The following is an 18049-nucleotide window of genomic DNA, read 5'->3' as shown; positions in this document are numbered from 1 at the left end:
CCTCGGTGAAGTGGGTCAGGGCGAGCTCGCGGGACCAGGAGACGTGCTCGCGCATGAGCTCCTCGGCGCGCGCGGCGTCGTGGTCGCGCAGGGCGTCGATGATCGCCCGGTGCTGGACGTTCGCCCGGCGCACCTGCTCGGGGGAGTAGGGGTACTGCGAGCGGTAGGTGACGGTGAACGCGTGCACCTGCCCGATCATGGTGCGGAGCAGCTGGTTGCCGGCGGCCTTCGCGATCGTGGCGTGCAGCTGCAGGTCGGCGTCGGCCTGCTCGGGTGCGCTGCCGTGGGCGCCGATGCGCTCCAGGCGGTGGTGGGCCTCCTCGAGGAGGTTCAGGTCGGCCTCGCCGATCCGCTCCGCCGCCGTGGCCGCCGCGTGGGACTCCAGCACGGCCCGCAGGGCGTAGATCTCGGCGATGTCGGTGGCGGTGATCGTCCGGACGGTGGCGCCGCGGTTGGGCGTCAGCCCCACGAGCCCCTCGCCCTGCAGGATGAACAGCGCCTCCCGGATCGGGGTCCGGCTGATCCCGAGCTCCTCGGCGAGCGCCCGTTCCCGCAGCGGCTGGCCCGGCTGGAGGCGGCCGTCGAGGATCGCCTTGCGCAGCAGCCGGGCGACGCCCTCGCTGCTGCGCTGCGACATCGGCAGGCCGTCGTCCGCTCGTAGGTTCATTGCGTCCGCAGTCTCCAAGATCGACCTCGACACCAGGCGTGACCTGCGTCTCCGAGGAATGATACAAGCGTTGTTGATCAAGCTCCCGGCCTGAGCGCCACCCGGCGGTAGCGCTGCCGCCCGTGTCCCGAAATGTCTCGGACCATGGACAGCCAGGTTCACGATGGTATACAAGTATGCCATCACTGCTGATGCCGCCGAGAGGATGTTCCGGGTGGACACCGAGACCGACGAGATCTACGACCGCGCCGGGTTCGGCCGGCCCGTTCGTCGGGGGGTCCGCCCGGCGGTACTGGTCGTCGACTTCAGCTACGGCTTCACCGATCCGCAGTACCCGACCGGAGCCGACATGACCGCGGCCGTGCTCGCGACCCGGCGACTGCTGGACGCGGCGCGGGCGGCGGGAGCGCCGGTGCTCTACACGACGATCGCGTTCGACGGCGGCCAGCGGGCCGCCCTGCCCTGGCTGCAGAAGGCCCCCGGGCTGGCGGCGCTACGGCCCGGAACCCGGCTGGTGGAGATCGACGACCGGGTCCGCCCGGCCGACGACGACACCGTGCTGGTCAAGACCGGTGCCTCGGCGTTCTTCGGCACCCCGCTGCCCGGGATCCTCGCCGGACTGCGGGTCGACACACTGATCGTCACCGGCGCCACCACCAGCGGCTGCGTCCGCGCCAGCGTCGTCGACGCCGTGCAGTTCGGCTACCCCGTCCTCGTCCCCCGCGACTGCGTCGCAGACCGGGCGCAAGGGCCGCACGAGGCCAACCTGTTCGACATCGGAGAGAAGTACGCCGACGTCGTCGCGCTCGACGACGTCCTGGACCACCTTCGGTCGCTCCCGAACGCGACCGCCGATCCGACCACCGACCCCGCGGAGGTGCCGGCATGACCGCAACCGACTCGATGATCCCCGCCCCGGCGGGCTTCGCGAGCCCCTTCGACGTCCAGACCCCGGCCGGCGCCGACGGGTGGCAGAGCCTGTACCCGTACTACGCGCTGCTCAGCGATGAGCGCCGGGCGCAGGACGAGGGCAAGTTCTGGTTCTTCGACGGGATGCACAACCCCGAGCCGCTGTTCCCGTTCGACACGATCATGACCGAGAACTGGTGGGTCGCGGTCAGCCAGATGTCGACCCGGGTCTGGCCGATCCCGACGGCGCTGGGCATCGACCACCGGATCATCAACGGCTACCTCTACATCAGCCCGAACGCGGTCACCGATCCCGAGGAGATCGCGCGGCGCGCGGTCGAGTTCGGCAAGCGCGCCGGGCACTACTACGAGAACTGGGACGAGATCTACGAGCAGTGGGTCGACAAGGCCACCGACTGCATCTCCCGGCTGAAGGCGATCCGTTTCGCCCCGTTGCCCGATATCGAGCCGGAGAGCAGCGTCTTCGGTCACCGCGGCGTCTACTCGTCCTACGACCTGCTCACCACCTACGGCGAGCTGATCCACAACCTGTTCGAGATGGGCTCGTACCACTTCGAGATGCTCAACCTCGGGTACGGCGCCTACCTGACCTTCCGCGAGTTCTGCCAGCAGGCGTTCCCCGGCATCACCGACCAGACGGTGGCGAGCATGGTCTCGGGGATCGACATCCTGCTGTTCCGCCCCGACGACGAGGTCCGCAAGCTCGCCCAGCTCGCGGTCGACCTCGGCCTCACCGACGCCGTCCTGGGTTCCGAGGACCCGGACGCAGTGCTGCGCCTGATCGGGGAGCGCGAGGGCGGGGCCCGCTGGCTCGACGCCTTCGAGGCGGCCAAGGACCCGTGGTTCTGGTTCTCCACCGGTGCCGGCTACACCCACACCGACCGGGCGTGGATCGACGACCTGCGGCTGCCGTTCACCGCGCTGCGCGGGTACGTCGAGGCGTTGCAGCGCGGTGAGGACATCCGCCGCCCGCTGGAGGCGATCGTCGCCGAGCGTGGCCGGGTGACCGAGGAGTACCGGTCGCTGCTGCCCACCGACGCCGACCGCGACGCGTTCGACGGTCTGGTGGAACTCGCCCGCAAGGTGTTCCCGTTCGTGGAGAACCACAACTTCTACGTCGAGCACTGGCACCACTCGCTGTTCTGGTCCAAGGTGCGCGAGCTGGGCGACGTGTTCGTGGCCGCGGGCTTCCTCGCCGACCGCGACGACATCTTCTATCTGCACCGCAACGAGATCTACAGCGCGCTCTACGACCTCAACATCGGCTGGGCGACCGGCACCGAGGCCCGCGGCGTGACCTACTGGCCGCCGGAGGTCGAGCGCCGCCGCCGCGTCCGCGACGCACTGAAGCGGTGGTCCCCGCCGCCCGCGCTGGGGACGCCGCCGGACGTCATCACCGAGCCGCTGACCGTGATGCTCTGGGGCATCACCCAGGAGACCGTGCAGGAGTGGCTGGGCGCCGGGGACGCGGCGTCGAACGAGCTGCGCGGGGTCGCCGCCTCCCCGGGCAAGGCGACCGGCAGGGCCCGGGTGATCACCGACCCGGAGCAGCTGCACGAGATCGAGCAGGGCGACATCCTGGTCTGCCGGATCACCGCCCCGAGCTGGGCACCGGTGTTCGCCCGCATCGGGGCCGCGGTGTCCGACGTCGGCGGGATCATGGCGCACACCGCGATCGTGTCCCGCGAGTACGGGCTGCCGGCCGTCGTCGGCACCGGCTACGCGACCGTGACCATCCGGACCGGTCAGCTCATCGAGGTCGACGGCAGCTCCGGTGTCGTCCGCATCCTGCCCGAGGAGGCCGCGTGACCACTCCGCACGTGCTCTGGCTCGACGATCCCGCCGCCGCCGGTAACCGGGTGCTGGGCGGAAAGTTCGGCAGCCTCGGCGAGATGACCGCCGCCGGGTTCGCGGTGCCCCCGGGCTTCGGGATCACGACCGCCGCCTACCGCGACTTCCTCGACGGCGCCGGGCTCGCCGAGGAGGCCCGCGCGCTGCAGGCCCGCGCCGCGGAGGCCGAGCTGCCCGAGGTGTCCGCGCTGAGCGCGGCGTTCACCGCCAAGCTCGAGGCCGCGCCGCTCCCGGCCGGGCTGGAGGCGGCGATCCGGGGGTCCTACGCGGAGCTGGAGCGTCGCTCGGGTGTGGAGGCGGTGCCGGTCGCCGTGCGCTCCAGCGGGGAGGCCGAGGACCTCGCGGGCGCGAGCTTCGCCGGCCAGTACGACACGTACCTGTGGGTCCGTGGCGTGGGCGAGGTGCTGCGCCACGTCCGCCGCTGCTGGGCCGGCATGTTCGGCACCGCGGTGCTGACCTACCGCCCGGATCCGGGCGCGCCGCCGCCGTCGGACCTGGGCATGTGCGTCGGGGTCCAGCAGATGGTCGACGCCCGCACGGCCGGGGTCATGTTCACCCTCGACCCGGTGACCGGCGACCGGTCGAAGATCGTGATCGAGGGGGTCTGGGGCCTGGGTGAGGGCGTGGTGTCCGGTGACCTCACGCCCAGTCGCTACGTCGTGGACAAGGTGACCTTCGAGATCCTCAGGCGGGAGATCACCCCGCAGGACCGCCAGCACCGTTTCGACGAGACCACCGCGGCGGTCGGGCTCGTCCCGGTGCCCGCGGAGCGCCGTGAGCTGTCCCCGCTGGAGGACGAGCACATCACCCAGCTCGCCGAGCTGGCGAAGAAGATCGAGCGGCACCGCGGCGCTCCGCAGGACATCGAGTGGGCGGTGGCCGAGAACGGGGATGTGCACGTGCTACAGGTCCGGCCGGAGACGGTGTGGAGCCGGCGGCAGGCCGACGCGCCGATCGCGGCCCCCAAGTCGGCGCTCGACCACGTGCTCGCCCGCTTCGCCGGCACCTCGATCGCCGCCGCCAAGTCGTGAGGGCGGTGACGTCGTGAGGGCGGTGACATCATGAAGGCGGCGAGCTTCGTCTACCACCGTGCCGGCAGCACCGCCGAGGCGGTGACCCTGCTGGACGACTACCAGGGCAGCGCGCGGATCCTGGCCGGCGGCCAGAGCCTGCTGCCGATGCTCAACATGCGGCTCTGGCGGCCCGGCGCGCTGATCGACATCAACGGCATCGACGAGCTCACCCGTGTCCGGGTCGAGGGCGAGCGCACCGTGCTGGGCGCGCTGGTCCGGTACACCACGATCGAGCACGATCCGCTGATCGCCGAGCGGCTGCCGCTGCTCGCCCGGGTGGTCCGCCACATCGGCGACCGCCAGGTGCGCAACCGCGGCACGATCGGCGGCAGCCTCGTGCAGGCCGACCCGACCGGCGAGATGCCGCTGGCGTGCCTGCTGCTGGGCGCCGTGGTCCGGGCGGTCGGTCCGCGTGGACCGCGGGAGATCCCGGTGGCCGAGCTGTACGCCGGCTCCTACGCGACCGTGCTCGACCCGGACGAGCTGCTCACCGAGATCGTGTTCCCGGCCGCCCCGGCGCACGTCGCCTTCGCCGAGCGCTGCCGGCGGCACAACGACTTCGCGGTCCTGTCCGTCGCCGCCGCCGGTGACCGCGGCCCGGACGGGCGGTGGTCCGGCGTGCGGATCGGACTGGGCGGGGTGGCCGACACCGCGGTGGCGGCCATCGCCGCGGCCGCGGTGCTGGACGGAACCGACCTGACCGACGACGCGATCGCGGAGGCGGGACGGCTGGCGCTGGACGTGATCGACCCGCCGTCGGACGTGCGGGCCTCCGCCGAGTACCGCCGCCACCTGGTCCCGATCTACGTGCGACGGGTTCTCACCGAGCTGCGCGCGAGCGGGGAGACGAGCGGGAACAGCGCGGATGACAGCGCGGATGACAGCGCGGATGACAGCGCGGATGACAGCGCGGGGAACAGCGCGGGGAACAGTGGGGGGACGACGACATGAGGCTGCGTGAGGAGTTCGAGGTCCCCGAGCCGGTGAGCACCGTCTGGGACTTCTTCTCCCGGACCGACCAGGTGGCGCAGTGCCTGCCCGGCGTCGAGGACGTCGCCGTCGCCGACCCGGACAACGTCACGGTCCGGGCCACCCAGAGCCTCGGCCCGATGACGGCCACCTTCGACGCGAAGGTGCGGATCACCGACCGGGTGCCCCAGCAGGCCATCCGGTTCACCACGACGGGGAGGAGCGTCCGCGGCGCGGTCGGCAACGTCCGGGCCGACATCGAGGCGCAGCTGCACCCGGGGGCGCAGGGCACCCGGATCGTCGTCGACGCCGACATCGCCCTCGCCGGCGCGATCGGCAGCGTCGGGCAGAAGGTCGTCGCCAAACAGGCGAGCAAGGTGACCGCCGCCTTCGCCCGCAACCTCTCCGCGGCGCTGCAGGGTGGGACCGCCGCGGCGCCGCTGCCCGCCGGGGCCCCGCGCGCCGCCGCCCGCTCCGCAGCGGTGGCGGCCCCGGTGCACCGGGCCGAGCTCGGCGAGGTGCGCACCGATCCGTGGCCGCGGATCGCCGCCGCGCTCAGTGCGGTGTCGGCGCTGCTGAGCCTGGCGGCGCTGGTCCGGGGGCGGCGCCGGTGACCCTGCCCCGGACCGCGGTGGCGCCCTGGGCGGCACCGGAGATCGCGCCGGCCGCCGAGGTCGAGCGCGCCGCCGAGGACTGGATCGCGCCCTACGACCAGGCGTGGCACCTGCTGCGCACCCGGGACTGGGTGGTGCACCTGCGGCCCGACGCGCCGTGGGAGCTGCGCCTCGCCGCGCTGGTGCACGACATCGAGCGGATGTTTCCCGGCGGCCCGCGTCTGGATCTCGACACCCAGGCCTGGGACGACCCCTGGTACCTGTTCGCCCACGGCACCCGGTCGGCGGAGTTCGTCGACGGGTGGCTGCGGGACCGTTCCGATGTGAGCGCCGCACAGCGCTACGAGGTCTGCCGGCTGGTCGCGCTGCACGAGGTCGGCGGGCTGCGCGGCGGTGACGACCTGCAGGCCGCCGACTCGCTGTCGTTCCTGGAGACGCTCGCGGACCCGTCGGTCTGGATCGTCTCCGGTTCCGCCTCGGCCGAGCGGGCCGAGGCCAAGTTCCGCTACTCCGCCGACCGGATCCGGGTGCCCGCGGCTCGCGAGCCCGCGGCCCGGCTGCTCGACCACGCACTCGGCGGCCTGACGGAATCAACCCTGAAGACGTCAACACCGAAGGGAAGTGCGCCGACATGCGCCGACCGAGCCGTCGAATCGGCCTGATCGTCCCGAGCTCCAACACCACGATGGAGACGGAGATCCCGGAACTGCTGCGACGCCACGAGGCCGAGCACGGCACCGGGTTCACGTTCCACTCCAGCCGCGCGCGGCTGCACAACGTCGACGCCGAGTCGCTGGCCCGGATGGTCGAGGACAGCGCGCGGTGCGCCGCAGAGGTGGGTGACGCCGAGGTCGACGTGCTCGCCTACGCCTGCCTGGTCGCGGTGATGGCGCAGGGCACGGGCGCGCACGTCGGGATCGAGGAGCGGCTGCGCGGCGCGCTGGCCGGCGGTGCCTCGGCGAATGCGCCGATGGTCAGCAGCGCGGGCGCGCTCGTGCGCACCTTCGCCGCGCTCGGGATGCGCCGGGTCGCGGTCGTCGCGCCGTACATGCCGGATCTGACGAAGCTGGTCGTCGGATACATGGAGCACGCCGGGGTCACCGTCGCCGACAGCGTCAGCCTGTCGGTGTCGGACAACTGCGCGGTGGGCCGGCTCGACCCGGCCGACCTGCCGCGTCACGTGGCCGGGCTCGACATCGGCGACGTCGACGGCATCGTGCTGTCCGCGTGTGTGCAGATGCCCTCGCTCCCCGCGGTGCAGCAGGTCGAGGACAGCACCGGGCTGCCGGTGGTCACCGCGGCGACGGCGACGACCCGGGAGATCCTGCTCGCGCTCGGGCTGCCGGCCGTGGTCCCCGGTGCCGGCGCGGCGCTCGGCTCGCGCACCCCGGCCGCCGCCGCGGAGGCGCGCTGATGGCCGTCGAGATCTCCGGGGCGAGCGTCACGGTCGAGGGCAACGGGCTGCGCCACCACGTGCTGCAGTACGGGGACACGGAAGCGCCCGACCTGCTGGTGATCCCCGGCATCACCAGTCCCGCGGCGACGGCCGACTTCCTCGCCGTGCTGCTCGCGGACTGGGGCTACCGGGTGCACGTGCCGGACGTGCGGGGCCGCGGCCGCAGCGACCGGGCGCTGCCCGGGTGCTACCGGCTCACCGATTATGCCGACGACGTCGCCGCCGTGGTCGACGCGCTCGGACTGCGCCGCCCGGCCCTGCTCGGGCACTCGATGGGCGCCCGGATCGCGGCGGCCTACGCCGTCACCCATGCCGGCGCCGATCGCGGCCCGCTGCTGCTGGTCGACCCACCGACCTCCGGACCGGGCCGGGGGCCGTACCCGACCACCCGCGAGCAGTTCCTCACCCAGCTGCACGAGGCCCAGCGCGGCACCACCGCCGACGAGGTCCGCCGGTTCTACCCGCACTGGCCCGAACGCGAGCTGGCGCTGCGTGCCGAGGTCCTCGCGAGCTGCGACGAGACCGCCGTCGTCGAGACCCACGCCGGGTTCGAGACCGAGGACTTCTTCGTCTACTGGCGCAAGCTCACCGCGCCCGCCGTGCTCATCCGGGGCGGGGTGAGCCCCGTGGTGCCGGACGACGCCGTCGCGGACCTGCGCCGGTCCAACCCCGCGATCGACATCGTGACCGTCCCGGACGCCGGCCACATGGTCCCGTGGGACAACCTCGAGGGCTTCCTCGACGCCGCGCGGCCTTACCTGCACCACCCCGACCGGACCCGCTGAGCGGAACTCGCGGAGCGGACATCAGCCCTGAGAGGAGCCACCATGGACCAGAGCGTGCTCAACGAGATGTGCCGCCGCCAGCTGGAGCTCAGCGCGGTGCACGAGGGGGAGAGCGTCGTCGTGCTGTCCCAGGGCCACGAGCGGCTCGACTACGCCGACGCCTTCCTGGCCGGGGCCCGCAGCCTCGGGGCGAAGGCGTATCACATGCGGCTGCCGGTGCCCGCGCCGTCGTCGGGCGCGTGGGCGGTCGGGGAGAGCGAGCTGGCGAACAACCCGGAGGCGGTCGAGGCGCTCAAGCAGGCCGACATGCTCGTCGACCTGGTGTTCCTGCTGTTCAGCGAGGAGCAGTTCGCCGTGCAGCGGGCCGGCACCCGGGTGCTCACCGCCGTCGAGCCCGCGCCGCTGCTCGCCCGGCTGTTCCCCACGCGAGAGCTGCGTGAACGCGTCGAGGTCGGCGCCGAGCTGCTGGCCAAGGCGGGCTCGATGCGGATCACCAGCCCGCACGGCACCGACGTCACCTACCGGCTGGGCAAGTACCCGACCATGAGCGAGTACGGCTACACCGACGAGCCGGGCCGCTGGGACCACTGGCCCGCCGCGTTCGTGTTCACCGGTGCCCACGACGACGGCGTGGACGGCCGGATCGTCATCGCGCCCGGCGACGTGCTGCTGCCGTTCAACACCTACGCGCAGTCGCCGATCACGCTGACCATCGAGCAGGGCTTCATCACCGACATCCGCGGCGGCCTCGACGCCGAGCTGGTGAAGTCCTACATCGAGTCCTTCGACGACCCGCGCGGGTACGGCATGTCGCACGTCGGGTGGGGCCTCGACGAGCGGGCCCAGTGGCACGGCCTCACCCAGTTCCCCGGCGGCATGGGCATGGAGCTGCGCTCGTTCTACGGCAACGTCATGTTCTCCATCGGGCCGAACAACGAGCTCGGCGGCCCGAACGACACGCCGTGTCACTTCGACATCCCGATGCGGAACAACAGCCTGTTCCTCGACGACGAGCCGATCGTCCTCGACGGGGACGTCGTGATCGACGAGATGCGTCCGGCCACCGGCCGGTTCGCCAAGGGGCAGCGATGACGGGATTCGGGGCGACCGAGCCGGAGGTCGACCTCACCACCACGGTCAACGGCGAGGAGGTCGACGCCCGGGTGCCCGCCCGGCTGCACGCCGCCGACTTCCTGCGCCACCGCCTCGGCCTGACCGGCACCCACGTGGGCTGCGAGCAGGGCGTCTGCGGGATGTGCACGGTGCTCGTGGACGGGCAGGCGGTGAAGTCGTGCCTGATGCTCGCCGCGCAGCTGCACGGCCGCGACGTGCGCACCGTCGAGTCGCTGGCCACCGGCGACGACCTGAACCCGCTGCAGCGCGCGTTCACCGAGGAACACGGTCTGCAGTGCGGCTTCTGCACGCCGGGCTTCCTGATGACGGCGACGGCGCTCGCCGAGCGCGGGGTGCCAGTGGCGCGCGAGGAGATCCGGGAGGAGATCGCCGGAGTGCTGTGCCGGTGCACCGGGTACGAGGGTATCGTCCGCGCGATCGAGGGCCACCTGAACGGCGGTGCCGCATGACCGCCCTCCAACCCGCGCCCGCCCGGACCGAGGCGACGGCGCTGCCGATCGGCATCAGCGTCCCGCGCAAGGAGGACGAGCGGCTGCTGCGCGGGGACGGCCGCTTCACCGACGACGTCCAGCCCGCGCACCTGCTGGAGATGGCGGTCGCGCGTTGCCCGTACCCGCACGCGCGGATCGTCTCGATCGACACGAGCGCGGCCGAGCAGGTGGACGGGGTGCGCCAGATCCTCGTCGGCGCCGACGTGCTGGCCCGCACCGAGCCGCTCACCGTGCTGCGCCCCGTCCCGGGGGCGCCGAAGCTGCCCTACTACGCGCTGGCCCAGGAGGTGGCGGCGCACGAGGGCCAGCCGGTGGTCAGCGTCGTGGCGACCAGCCGGCACATCGCCGAGGACGCGATCGAGCTCATCGAGATCTCCTACGAGCCGCTGCCGCACGTCACCGACACGCTCGCGGCCCTCGAGCCGGATGCGCCGGTGATCCACCCGGGCGAGCTGGCGTCGAACCTGCTGGTGGCCAACCCGGAGGGGGCGGGCGACCCGGTGGTCCGGCTGGCCGAGGCCGACGTCGTGGTGACGGACCGCTTCCACGTCAACCGGGTCACCGGGCTGCCGATGGAGCCTCGGGCCGTCGTGGCGCAGTGGCGCCCCGGTGCCCGCGAGCTCACCGTGCACTCCTCGACGCAGGTCCCGCACCTGATGCGCAAGCAGCTCGCCGAGGTGCTGCGCATCGACGAGTCGTCGATCCGGGTCAGCGCGTCCGACGTCGGCGGCGGGTTCGGTCTCAAGCTCGGGATCTACCCCGAGGACGTGCTCGCCGCGCTGCACGCGATGACGCTGCGCAGGCCGGTGAAGTGGGTCGAGGACCGGATGGAGCACTTCCGGGCGACCACGCACGCCCGGGAGGCGGTGCACGACTTCACGATCGGTGCGACCGCGGACGGCCGCATCACGGCGATGACGAACACCTACGCCACCGATCTCGGTGCGTGGAACTCCGGGTTCGGCTCCGCGCAGCTGTCCAGCGTCGTGTTCACCGGGCCCTACCGGGTCACCGACGGGTACGTGGAGCGCCGGGTCACGGTGACCAACAAGACGCCGATCGGCGCCTACCGCGGATACGGCCAGCCCGAGGTCAACTTCCCGATCGAGCGGCTGGTCGACCGGCTCGCGCGCAGGCTCGGCATGGACCCGCTGGAGCTGCGCGAGCGCAACATGCTCCGCTCCGACGAGCTGCCCTGGAAGGCGGTCAGCGGGGCGGTGTACGACAGCGGCGACTACGTCCGCTGCCTGCACATGGCGGCCGAGGCGGTCGACTACGCCGGGCTGCGGCGGGCCGGCCGGGGCCCGCGGCCGGACGGCCGGCTCGTCGGTGTCGGGCTGTCGTCGTTCGTGGAGCGCACCGGGTACGCGAGCGCCCGGTTCCTCGCCCGCCGCGGATCCCAGTTCGGTGCGCACGAGTCGGTGACGCTGCGGGCCAACCGCTCCGGCGGGGTCGACCTGTACACCGGCGTGTCCTCGATCGGGCAGAGCAGCGAGACGGCGTTCGCCCAGGTGGTCTGTGGTGTGCTCGGGATCGGCTACCCCGCGGTCCGGGTGCACGCCGGGGACACCCTCGGCTCGCCGCTCAACACCGGCGCGTTCGCGTCCCGCACGATGATCGCGGCGGCCGGGGCGCTGCGGGACGCGAGCCTGGCGTTCCGGGAGAAGACCCTGCGGATCGCGGCGTTCCGGCTCTCCGACGGCGGGTCGGCAGGCCCGGTCGACCCGGCGGACCTCGACGTCGTGGACGGCGAGGTGGTACACCGCACCGACCCGCGGCGACGGCTGAGGCTGTCGGAGGTCTTCTCCATCGCGATCCTCGGCCAGGGCCTGCCGCCGGAGGAGGAGCCCGGGCTCGAGGTGACCGCGCACTTCGAGCCGCCGGACGCCGCGTACTCCTTCGGGACCGCGGCGGCCGTCGTCGCCGTGGACCCGGACACCGGGGACTACGACATCGAGCGGTTCGTCATGGTGCACGACGCCGGTACCGCGGTGAACCCGAAGATCGTCGAGGGTCAGGTGCGGGGCGGGCTGGTGCAGGGCTTCGGGGCGGCACTCGGCGAGGAGCTGCGCTACGACCCGGACTCCGGGCAGCTGGTCAACGGTTCGATGATGGACTACTTCGCCCCGACCGCCGCCGACGTGCCGCCGATCGAGCTCCTGCACACCGAGGTGCCCTCGCCGGTCACCACGTTCGGCGTGCGCGGCGTGGGGGAGGTCGGGACGATCCCACCGGGGGCCGCGGTCGCGAACGCGATCTGCGACGCGCTCGCCGACCTCGGTGTGGAGCTGACCCGGTTGCCGCTGACCCCCGAGTCGGTCTGGCAGGCCATCCGGAACGCCCGGACCGCCCGCGGCTGACGTCACGACCGCCGCAGACCGTCCGCTCCCCGGACGTCGATGCCCCCGGCCGGAGCGCCCCCGGTCGGGGGCGGCCGCGCGGCGGTGGCCGCCGCCCGGGCGGACTGCGAGGATGGACCGCGCAGCAGGCGGTGGCCCCGGTCGGCGAGATCGGCCGCCGGTGCTGCGTCGGAGGTGATCGACATGTCCGATGAGTATGGACCCGGAGCCGGGTCCGGCATCGACGAACCCGTGGCGCCGTCCGCCGGGAGGAGGTTCGGCGACGGTCTCGCCGTGGGCCCCGACCTGCAGGGCGCGGCCGAGGTGGCCGTGGCCCAGGCGCTGGCTCCGCTCGGCGGAGCCACCCCGGACCTGATGTGCGTGTTCGTCGCCGGCCGGCCCGGGCCGGGAGGTGAAGACGCGGTCGCGGCGGCCGGTCTGCGGGCGATGGAGCTGGGCGGGGCCCGGCACACGATCGGCGCCAGCGCGGGCGGCGTGATCGGTGACGGGCGCGGCGTCGAGGGCACGCCCGCCGTGGCGGCCTGGGCGGCCACGCTGCCGGGCGTCGACATCCGGCCGTTCCGGCTGGCGACCGAGCGCAGCGGTGACGGCATCGACGTCACGGGTTTCCCCCAGCGGCGCGAGGACGATCGGGTCGCGGTCGTGCTCGTCGACCCGCAGACGTTCCCGATCGGCGGGTTCCTGCAGCGGTGCAACGCCGTGCTGCCCGGGTTCCCGCTGGTCGGTGGTCTGGCGAGCGCGCCCACCGGTAACTCGCTGTTCCTCGACGGCGAGGTGCTCCCCGGCGGCGGCGTCGGGGTGATGCTCGGTGGTGAGGTCGCGGCGCGCGTGGTCGTCAGCCAGGGGTGCCGCCCGATCGGTCCGACCATGATCGTCACGAAGGCCGAGCGCAACCTGCTGGTCGAGCTGGCCGGTGCTCCGGCCTACGCGAAGCTCGGGGAGATCATCACCGCGCTGCCCCCGCCAGAGCAGCAGCTCGCGGCCCGAGGCCTGCACCTGGGCGTTGCGATGAACGAGTACGCCGAGGACCACGGCCGCGGCGACTTCCTCATCCGCGGGGTGCTGGGCGTCGACGTCGAGAGCGGCGCGATCGCCGTCGGCGACGTGGTCGAGGTCGGGCAGAGCGTCCGGTTCCAGGTGCGCGACGCCGACGCGGCTGGGGAGGACCTCGCCGAGCTCCTGGCCGGGGCGGTGGCCGACGCACCCGCGAGCGGGGCGCTGCTGTTCTCGTGCAACGGCCGCGGCCGGCACATGTTCCCGAGCGCCGATCACGACGTGGACGCCGTGCGTTCGGGGCTGGGGACCGACGGCGTCGCAGGGTTCTTCGCCGCCGGCGAGATCGGCCCGGTCGGTGGCCGCAACCACCTGCACGGGTTCACCGCGTCGGTGCTCACCTTCCGCTGAGCCGCCGTCCGTCCCGGTCCGGCGGGCGGAGCAGAACACCGCAGGGCCGGTCCGCCGAGTGGCGGACCGGCCCTGCGATCACCGAGTCCTCGGACCGGCCCCCGCCGGTTCGTGGACTCAGCGGCCCTGCTGGATACCCGAGTTCGACGAGCTGTCCGCCTCGGCGTCCTGCTCGACCGGCGCGAAGTTCAGGATGCCGCCGACGTTCGTGGCCGGGTTGACCTGCAGGTCCAGCCCGATCAGGCTGCCGCCCTGGAACGCGTCCTGGTCGCCGCCGCGAAGGTGGTGCCTGCCGCTGTCCTGCTGGATGCCGGAGTTGGCGTCGCTGTCGGCCTCGGCGTTCTGCTCGACGGGCGCGAAGTTCGCGATGCCGCCGACGTTGGTGGCCGGGTTGACCTGGCCGTTCACGTCGACGAGGCTGCCGCCCTGGAACGCGTCCTGGTCGCCGCCGCCGTGGTGCCCGCCACCCTTGTGGCCACCCTTGCCGCCGTAGTACCCGCCGTCCTGCTGGATGCCGGAGTTGGCGTCGCTGTCGGCCTCGGCGTTCTGCTCGACGGGCGCGAAGTTCGCGATGCCGCCGACGTTGGTGGCCGGGTTGACCTGGATCAGGCCCGCGACCAGGTCGCCGGCCTGGAAGGCCTCCTGGCCGCCGCCGCAGTTGCCGCCGAGCTGCTGGATGCCGGAGTTGGCGCTGCTGCCGGCCAGCGCGTCCTGCTCGACCGGGGCGAAGCTGAGGATGCCGCCGACGTTGGTGGCCGGGTTCACCTGGGCGAGCACGTCGACCAGGCTGCCGCCCTGGAACGCGTCCTGGTCCGCCCCGTGGCAGTGGCCGTGGCCCCAGTCGTCGTCGTGGTCGGGACCGGTGGTCGCACCGGCGAGCCCGGGCGACGCGAGCGCGATCGGCAGGGCCAGAGCGGAGGCTGCGACGACTCGGCGGGCGGTCGTGCTCATCTGCATGGGGTGGGTCTCCTCCTGCGACGCCGGCCCCGGCGGACTCGATCATCCACAAAGGACTCGATGAACTGCCGTTCCCCGGGGCGGTGGCGAAAACGTGGTTCGGGGTGCGCCGCAATCGCTGCGACTGATCACTCCAACGAGCCCCACTCGAAGGGGTTACGCAACCTGTCCAAATATGACTCTGATCACCGAGGAGTAACCTATATGGACACGCTGTGCAATGTCGATCTCACCGTGTTACCGCCGAGCGTGTGCTTACATACGGAGCGTCAGAGCTGGTGGCCGGCTGGGTACGGCCTCATCGGACCGTGCGGAAGAAGGTCCGCAGCTCGTCGACGAACACGTCCGGCTGCTCCAGCGACGCGAAGTGCCCGCCGGTCTCGGGCGTCGAGAAGTGACGCAGGTCGGTGAAGCGCTGCTCCAGCCAGTGCCGCGGCAACCGGACCAGCTCCTTGGGGAACAGGGTCACGCCGGTCGGTACGTCGACGGTGTCGAAGCGGCGCGACGCGTAGCTCTCCCAGTACAGCCGGGCCGAGGAGGCGCCGGTGCCGGGCAGCCAGTAGTGCATCACGTTGTCCAGCAGCCGGTCACGGGAGATCACGTTCTCCGGGTGGCCCGCACAGTCGGTCCAGTCCCAGAACTTCTCGACGATCCAGCTGCACTGTCCGACCGGCGAGTCCACCAGGCCGTAGCCCACGGTCTGCGGGCGCGTCGACTGCTCCGCGGAGTACCCGGTGCCGGCCCGCAGGAAGGCCTTCCGATCGGCCGCCGCGGCCCGCTCCGCCTCGCTGAGGGGCCGGTCGTCCCGTTCGGGACGGAGCGCGAGCGGCATCGTCAGGTGAATGCCGGCGACGTTCTCGGGAGCTCCGGTCCCCAGCGCCGCCGTGATCATCGATCCCCAGTCGCCGCCCTGCGCGCCGTACCGGGAGTAACCGAGCCGGTCCATCAGCTGCGCCCACGCCGTCGCGATCCGTTCCACCCCCCACCCCGGGTTCACCGGCTTGCCGCTGAAGCCGTAGCCGGGCAGCGACGGGCACACGACGTGGAACGCGTCGGCCGGGTCCGGCGGGTCGGTCAGCGGGCCGATGACGTCGATGAACTCGACCATCGAGCCCGGCCAGCCGTGGGTGAGCAGCAGCGGCAGCGCGTTCGTGTGCGGGGATCGCGCGTGCAGCACGTGCACGTCGACGATGTCGTCGCCGCCCCCGTCGAGCCCGGTGATGAACTGGGGGAAGGAGTTGAGCTCGGCCTCGCATCGCCGCCAGTCGTACTCCTGCTCCCAGTACCGGCAGAGCTCCCGGGCGTAGTCGAGCGGGACGCCCTGCGCCCATCCCTGGACGGTGGATGCATCCGGCCAGCGGGCGCGCGCCAGCCGCTCGCGCAGGTCGTCCAGATCGGACTGCGGGACCTCGACGCGGAACCCGAGCATTCCTAGAGCTGCACCCCTCGCGTCAGCGCCCCGTCCACCACGAGGTTGGTCCCGGTGATCCGGCCGGCCCGCGGGCTGGCGAGCATCACCACGGCGTAGGCCGTCTCCTCCGGGGTGCCCATCCGGCCGGTCGGGTTCAGCGCCATGGCCTGCGCGAACAGGTCGGGCATGTTCTGCTCGATGTTCTGCCACACCCCGCCGTCGAAGTAGGTGTTGCCCGGGGAGACGGTGTTGGCCCGGATGCCCTTGCCGGCGAGCTGGTGGGCCAGGCCCTGGATGTAGTGCACGATCGCGGCCTTCATCACCCCGTACGGTCCCGCGGCGAAGTCGATCTCGCGACCGGACACGCTGGAGACCGCGATGATCGAGGCGGCGTCGCTGCGCTCCAGGTGCGGCATGGCCGCGTCGACCATCCTGACGGTGTGCATCATGTCCACCTCGAAGCTGGACCGCCAGTGCTCCGCCTCGCCGCCGATCGCGAGCGCACTGACGTTGGCCACCACGATGTCGATCCCGCCGAGCTGCTCGGCCGCGGCGCCGACCCACGCGGTGACCGCCGCACCGTCGCCGACGTCGACGGCGGTGCCGGTCACGTCGGCGCCGCCGGCGCGTACCGCCTGCTCGGTCTCCTTGACGTCGGCCTCCGTGCGGGCGCAGAACGCGACCGCGACGCCTTCCGCGGCGAGTCCCTCCACGATCGCCCGGCCGATGCCCTTCGTGCCGCCGGTGACCAAGGCCTTCTTGCCGCTGAGCTGTAGATCCATCTCGGTGTCCTCTCTACAGGGCCCGGGCCTGGTCGCGCAGGTAGCGGTGCATGCCGCCGTACGCGTCCCCGGCGGGGAGCAGATCCTTGGCGACCTTGGTGATCGCGCTGTAGTTCGTGTCGACGACGTTCGCCAGCGGTGACTCGCTGATCTGGGTGAGCAGCTGGTAGGCGTCGAGCCGGTCCAGGCCGTACAGCTCGCCCAGCCAGCCGATCATGCCGATCTGGCTGGCCCGCCAGGCGTCCTCCAGCGGACGCGACGAGCCGACGACGACGTAGTGCGAGTCGCTCTCGATGCGCGGCCACTCCGGGGCCCCGCCCTTGATCACCTCGACCAGGATCGTGGCGTCCATGGCGCCCTCCACGGCGGTGCCGCAGCTCTCGCCCTCGCCCTGGCGGTAGTGCCCGTCTCCGATGGAGAACATCGCGCCCTCGACGTTCACCCCGAGAAAGCAGGTGACGCCGGCGCGCATCTCGGGGGTGTCCATGTTGCCACCGAACTTGTCGGGGACCAGGCTCGAGCGGACCTCCCGCCCGGCAGGTGCCACGCCGACAGTGCCGAGCATCGGATTGATCGGTAGCTCCAGGCGCAGGTCGCTGCGCTGGGCCTCGAACAGCACGGTGCCGCGCTCGCGGTCGAGCTGGTAGATCCAGGTCTGCTCGGGCAGCGGCTCGTGCAGCAGCGCGGTGCGGTCGGTGCCCGACAGCGCGCCGAAGAACGGGATCGTGGTCGACGCCGCCCAGTCGCGCGCCGGGGTGAGGTCGACGATGTGCAGGGCGAGGGTGTCCCCCGGCTCCGCGCCCTCGACGTGGAACGGCCCGGTCTGCGGGTTGACCTCGGTCATGTCGAGCACCTGGCTCGGTCGGTCCGATGTGCTGGTCAGCCGGCCGGAGAACGCGTCCTCGGTCCAGAGCTTCAGCAGGGTGCCGGGGGTGATCCGGTGGCTGGGGGCGACCCCACCGAACGTCCAGACGTACTGCGCGCGCTCCGGCCGGTACTCGATGACGTCCACGCCCGCGATCGTCGTCCGATCAGGGACGCCACCGCAAGATCTCACCCCCGAACGTCGTCGCGCTGCCGCGCGCGGCAGCAAGGTGGCCTTGCTCCGACCCGGTCGCAGTAGAGCCACCCCGCTGCAGCCAGGGGGCGGGGTCAGGCGGGGGTG

General features: G+C 72.5%; 18 protein-coding genes. 12 read left to right on the top strand and 6 right to left on the bottom strand.

What is annotated here, in order from left to right:
- Positions 1-667, bottom strand: a 667-nt coding sequence (locus HF519_RS24210) for a GntR family transcriptional regulator (protein WP_169415298.1), incomplete at its 3' end; no start/stop codon positions are given.
- A gap of 214 nt (positions 668-881) precedes the next feature.
- Here HF519_RS24210 and HF519_RS24205 point away from each other — a divergent pair.
- Genes HF519_RS24205 through HF519_RS24155 form a run of 11 tightly spaced genes read left to right on the top strand, consistent with a single transcriptional unit; the run spans position 882 to position 12330 of the window.
- A complete protein-coding gene (locus tag HF519_RS24205; RefSeq protein ID WP_312860314.1) occupies positions 882-1556 on the top strand; it encodes an isochorismatase family protein in 675 nt (224 codons plus the stop codon).
- Positions 1553-3406, top strand: coding sequence for a PEP-utilizing enzyme (locus HF519_RS24200; protein ID WP_169415297.1), 1854 nt, complete (start codon positions 1553-1555; stop codon positions 3404-3406). Before HF519_RS24205 ends, HF519_RS24200 begins: the two co-directional genes overlap by 4 nt.
- Entirely contained in the window at positions 3403-4479 is a 1077-nt protein-coding gene (locus tag HF519_RS24195; RefSeq protein ID WP_211170505.1) for a PEP/pyruvate-binding domain-containing protein, read from the top strand. The genes HF519_RS24200 and HF519_RS24195 overlap by 4 nt, the downstream gene beginning before the upstream one ends.
- Positions 4480-4509: 30 nt before the next feature.
- Positions 4510-5472 carry an FAD binding domain-containing protein gene (locus HF519_RS24190; protein ID WP_169415296.1) on the top strand — a complete coding sequence of 321 codons (963 nt, stop codon included), beginning with the start codon at positions 4510-4512 and terminating at the stop codon, positions 5470-5472.
- On the top strand, positions 5469-6104 hold the full coding sequence (locus HF519_RS24185; protein WP_169415295.1) for an SRPBCC family protein: 636 nt from the start codon (positions 5469-5471) through the stop codon (positions 6102-6104). Before HF519_RS24190 ends, HF519_RS24185 begins: the two co-directional genes overlap by 4 nt.
- Positions 6101-6766 carry a hypothetical protein gene (locus HF519_RS24180; protein ID WP_169415294.1) on the top strand — a complete coding sequence of 222 codons (666 nt, stop codon included), beginning with the start codon at positions 6101-6103 and terminating at the stop codon, positions 6764-6766. The genes HF519_RS24185 and HF519_RS24180 overlap by 4 nt, the downstream gene beginning before the upstream one ends.
- On the top strand, positions 6736-7518 hold the full coding sequence (locus HF519_RS24175) for a maleate cis-trans isomerase family protein (RefSeq protein WP_169415293.1): 783 nt from the start codon (positions 6736-6738) through the stop codon (positions 7516-7518). Before HF519_RS24180 ends, HF519_RS24175 begins: the two co-directional genes overlap by 31 nt.
- Positions 7518-8345 (top strand): alpha/beta fold hydrolase, encoded by an 828-nt coding sequence (locus tag HF519_RS24170; RefSeq protein ID WP_169415292.1) that lies wholly within the window; start codon positions 7518-7520, stop codon positions 8343-8345. Before HF519_RS24175 ends, HF519_RS24170 begins: the two co-directional genes overlap by 1 nt.
- A 42-nt stretch (positions 8346-8387) precedes the next feature.
- Positions 8388-9437: a 2,5-dihydroxypyridine 5,6-dioxygenase NicX family protein gene (locus HF519_RS24165; protein WP_169415291.1), complete on the top strand. Its 1050-nt coding sequence runs from the start codon at positions 8388-8390 to the stop codon at positions 9435-9437.
- Positions 9434-9928 carry a (2Fe-2S)-binding protein gene (locus tag HF519_RS24160; RefSeq protein ID WP_169415290.1) on the top strand — a complete coding sequence of 165 codons (495 nt, stop codon included), beginning with the start codon at positions 9434-9436 and terminating at the stop codon, positions 9926-9928. Before HF519_RS24165 ends, HF519_RS24160 begins: the two co-directional genes overlap by 4 nt.
- Complete coding sequence (locus HF519_RS24155) at positions 9925-12330, top strand: xanthine dehydrogenase family protein molybdopterin-binding subunit (protein WP_169415289.1); 2406 nt, start codon at positions 9925-9927, stop codon at positions 12328-12330. The genes HF519_RS24160 and HF519_RS24155 overlap by 4 nt, the downstream gene beginning before the upstream one ends.
- Positions 12331-12332: 2 nt before the next feature.
- Here HF519_RS24155 and HF519_RS24150 read toward each other — a convergent pair whose 3' ends face one another.
- Positions 12333-12515, bottom strand: a complete 183-nt coding sequence (locus tag HF519_RS24150; RefSeq protein ID WP_169415288.1) for a hypothetical protein — start codon at positions 12513-12515, stop codon at positions 12333-12335.
- Between HF519_RS24150 and HF519_RS24145 the strand changes: the two genes are divergently transcribed.
- Positions 12514-13734: an FIST signal transduction protein gene (locus tag HF519_RS24145; protein ID WP_169415287.1), complete on the top strand. Its 1221-nt coding sequence runs from the start codon at positions 12514-12516 to the stop codon at positions 13732-13734. The two genes, HF519_RS24150 and HF519_RS24145, sit on opposite strands and share 2 nt — an antisense overlap.
- Positions 13735-13851: 117 nt before the next feature.
- On the opposite strand, the gene HF519_RS24140 is transcribed toward HF519_RS24145, so the two are convergent.
- From HF519_RS24140 to HF519_RS24125, 4 genes are all read right to left on the bottom strand, one after another.
- On the bottom strand, positions 13852-14691 hold the full coding sequence (locus tag HF519_RS24140) for a hypothetical protein (RefSeq protein WP_169415286.1): 840 nt from the start codon (positions 14689-14691) through the stop codon (positions 13852-13854).
- Positions 14692-14989: 298 nt separating this feature from the next.
- Positions 14990-16120, bottom strand: coding sequence for an epoxide hydrolase family protein (locus tag HF519_RS24135; RefSeq protein ID WP_169415285.1), 1131 nt, complete (start codon positions 16118-16120; stop codon positions 14990-14992).
- A 2-nt stretch (positions 16121-16122) separates the two neighbouring features.
- A complete protein-coding gene (locus HF519_RS24130; RefSeq protein ID WP_169415284.1) occupies positions 16123-16884 on the bottom strand; it encodes an SDR family NAD(P)-dependent oxidoreductase in 762 nt (253 codons plus the stop codon).
- 13 nt (positions 16885-16897) lie between these two features.
- Positions 16898-17896, bottom strand: coding sequence for an acetamidase/formamidase family protein (locus HF519_RS24125; RefSeq protein ID WP_169415283.1), 999 nt, complete (start codon positions 17894-17896; stop codon positions 16898-16900).
- Positions 17897-18049 lie beyond the last annotated feature (153 nt).

It is taken from the genome of Pseudonocardia bannensis, assembly GCF_012911875.1.
Classification (GTDB): domain Bacteria; phylum Actinomycetota; class Actinomycetes; order Mycobacteriales; family Pseudonocardiaceae; genus Pseudonocardia; species Pseudonocardia bannensis.
Note: the sequence above shows the minus strand (reverse complement) of the source record. Positions and strands in the feature narration are given on the sequence as shown.

Coding starts and splice junctions, on each gene's coding strand:
- HF519_RS24150 (WP_169415288.1), bottom strand. CDS start 12,515: ATGTCGATCACCTCCGACGCAGCACCGGCGGCCGATCTCGCCGACCGG.
- HF519_RS24190 (WP_169415296.1), top strand. CDS start 4,510: ATGAAGGCGGCGAGCTTCGTCTACCACCGTGCCGGCAGCACCGCCGAG.
- HF519_RS24160 (WP_169415290.1), top strand. CDS start 9,434: ATGACGGGATTCGGGGCGACCGAGCCGGAGGTCGACCTCACCACCACG.
- HF519_RS24165 (WP_169415291.1), top strand. CDS start 8,388: ATGGACCAGAGCGTGCTCAACGAGATGTGCCGCCGCCAGCTGGAGCTC.
- HF519_RS24135 (WP_169415285.1), bottom strand. CDS start 16,120: ATGCTCGGGTTCCGCGTCGAGGTCCCGCAGTCCGATCTGGACGACCTG.
- HF519_RS24155 (WP_169415289.1), top strand. CDS start 9,925: ATGACCGCCCTCCAACCCGCGCCCGCCCGGACCGAGGCGACGGCGCTG.
- HF519_RS24170 (WP_169415292.1), top strand. CDS start 7,518: ATGGCCGTCGAGATCTCCGGGGCGAGCGTCACGGTCGAGGGCAACGGG.
- HF519_RS24130 (WP_169415284.1), bottom strand. CDS start 16,884: ATGGATCTACAGCTCAGCGGCAAGAAGGCCTTGGTCACCGGCGGCACG.
- HF519_RS24200 (WP_169415297.1), top strand. CDS start 1,553: ATGACCGCAACCGACTCGATGATCCCCGCCCCGGCGGGCTTCGCGAGC.
- HF519_RS24145 (WP_169415287.1), top strand. CDS start 12,514: ATGTCCGATGAGTATGGACCCGGAGCCGGGTCCGGCATCGACGAACCC.
- HF519_RS24175 (WP_169415293.1), top strand. CDS start 6,736: ATGCGCCGACCGAGCCGTCGAATCGGCCTGATCGTCCCGAGCTCCAAC.
- HF519_RS24185 (WP_169415295.1), top strand. CDS start 5,469: ATGAGGCTGCGTGAGGAGTTCGAGGTCCCCGAGCCGGTGAGCACCGTC.
- HF519_RS24140 (WP_169415286.1), bottom strand. CDS start 14,691: ATGCAGATGAGCACGACCGCCCGCCGAGTCGTCGCAGCCTCCGCTCTG.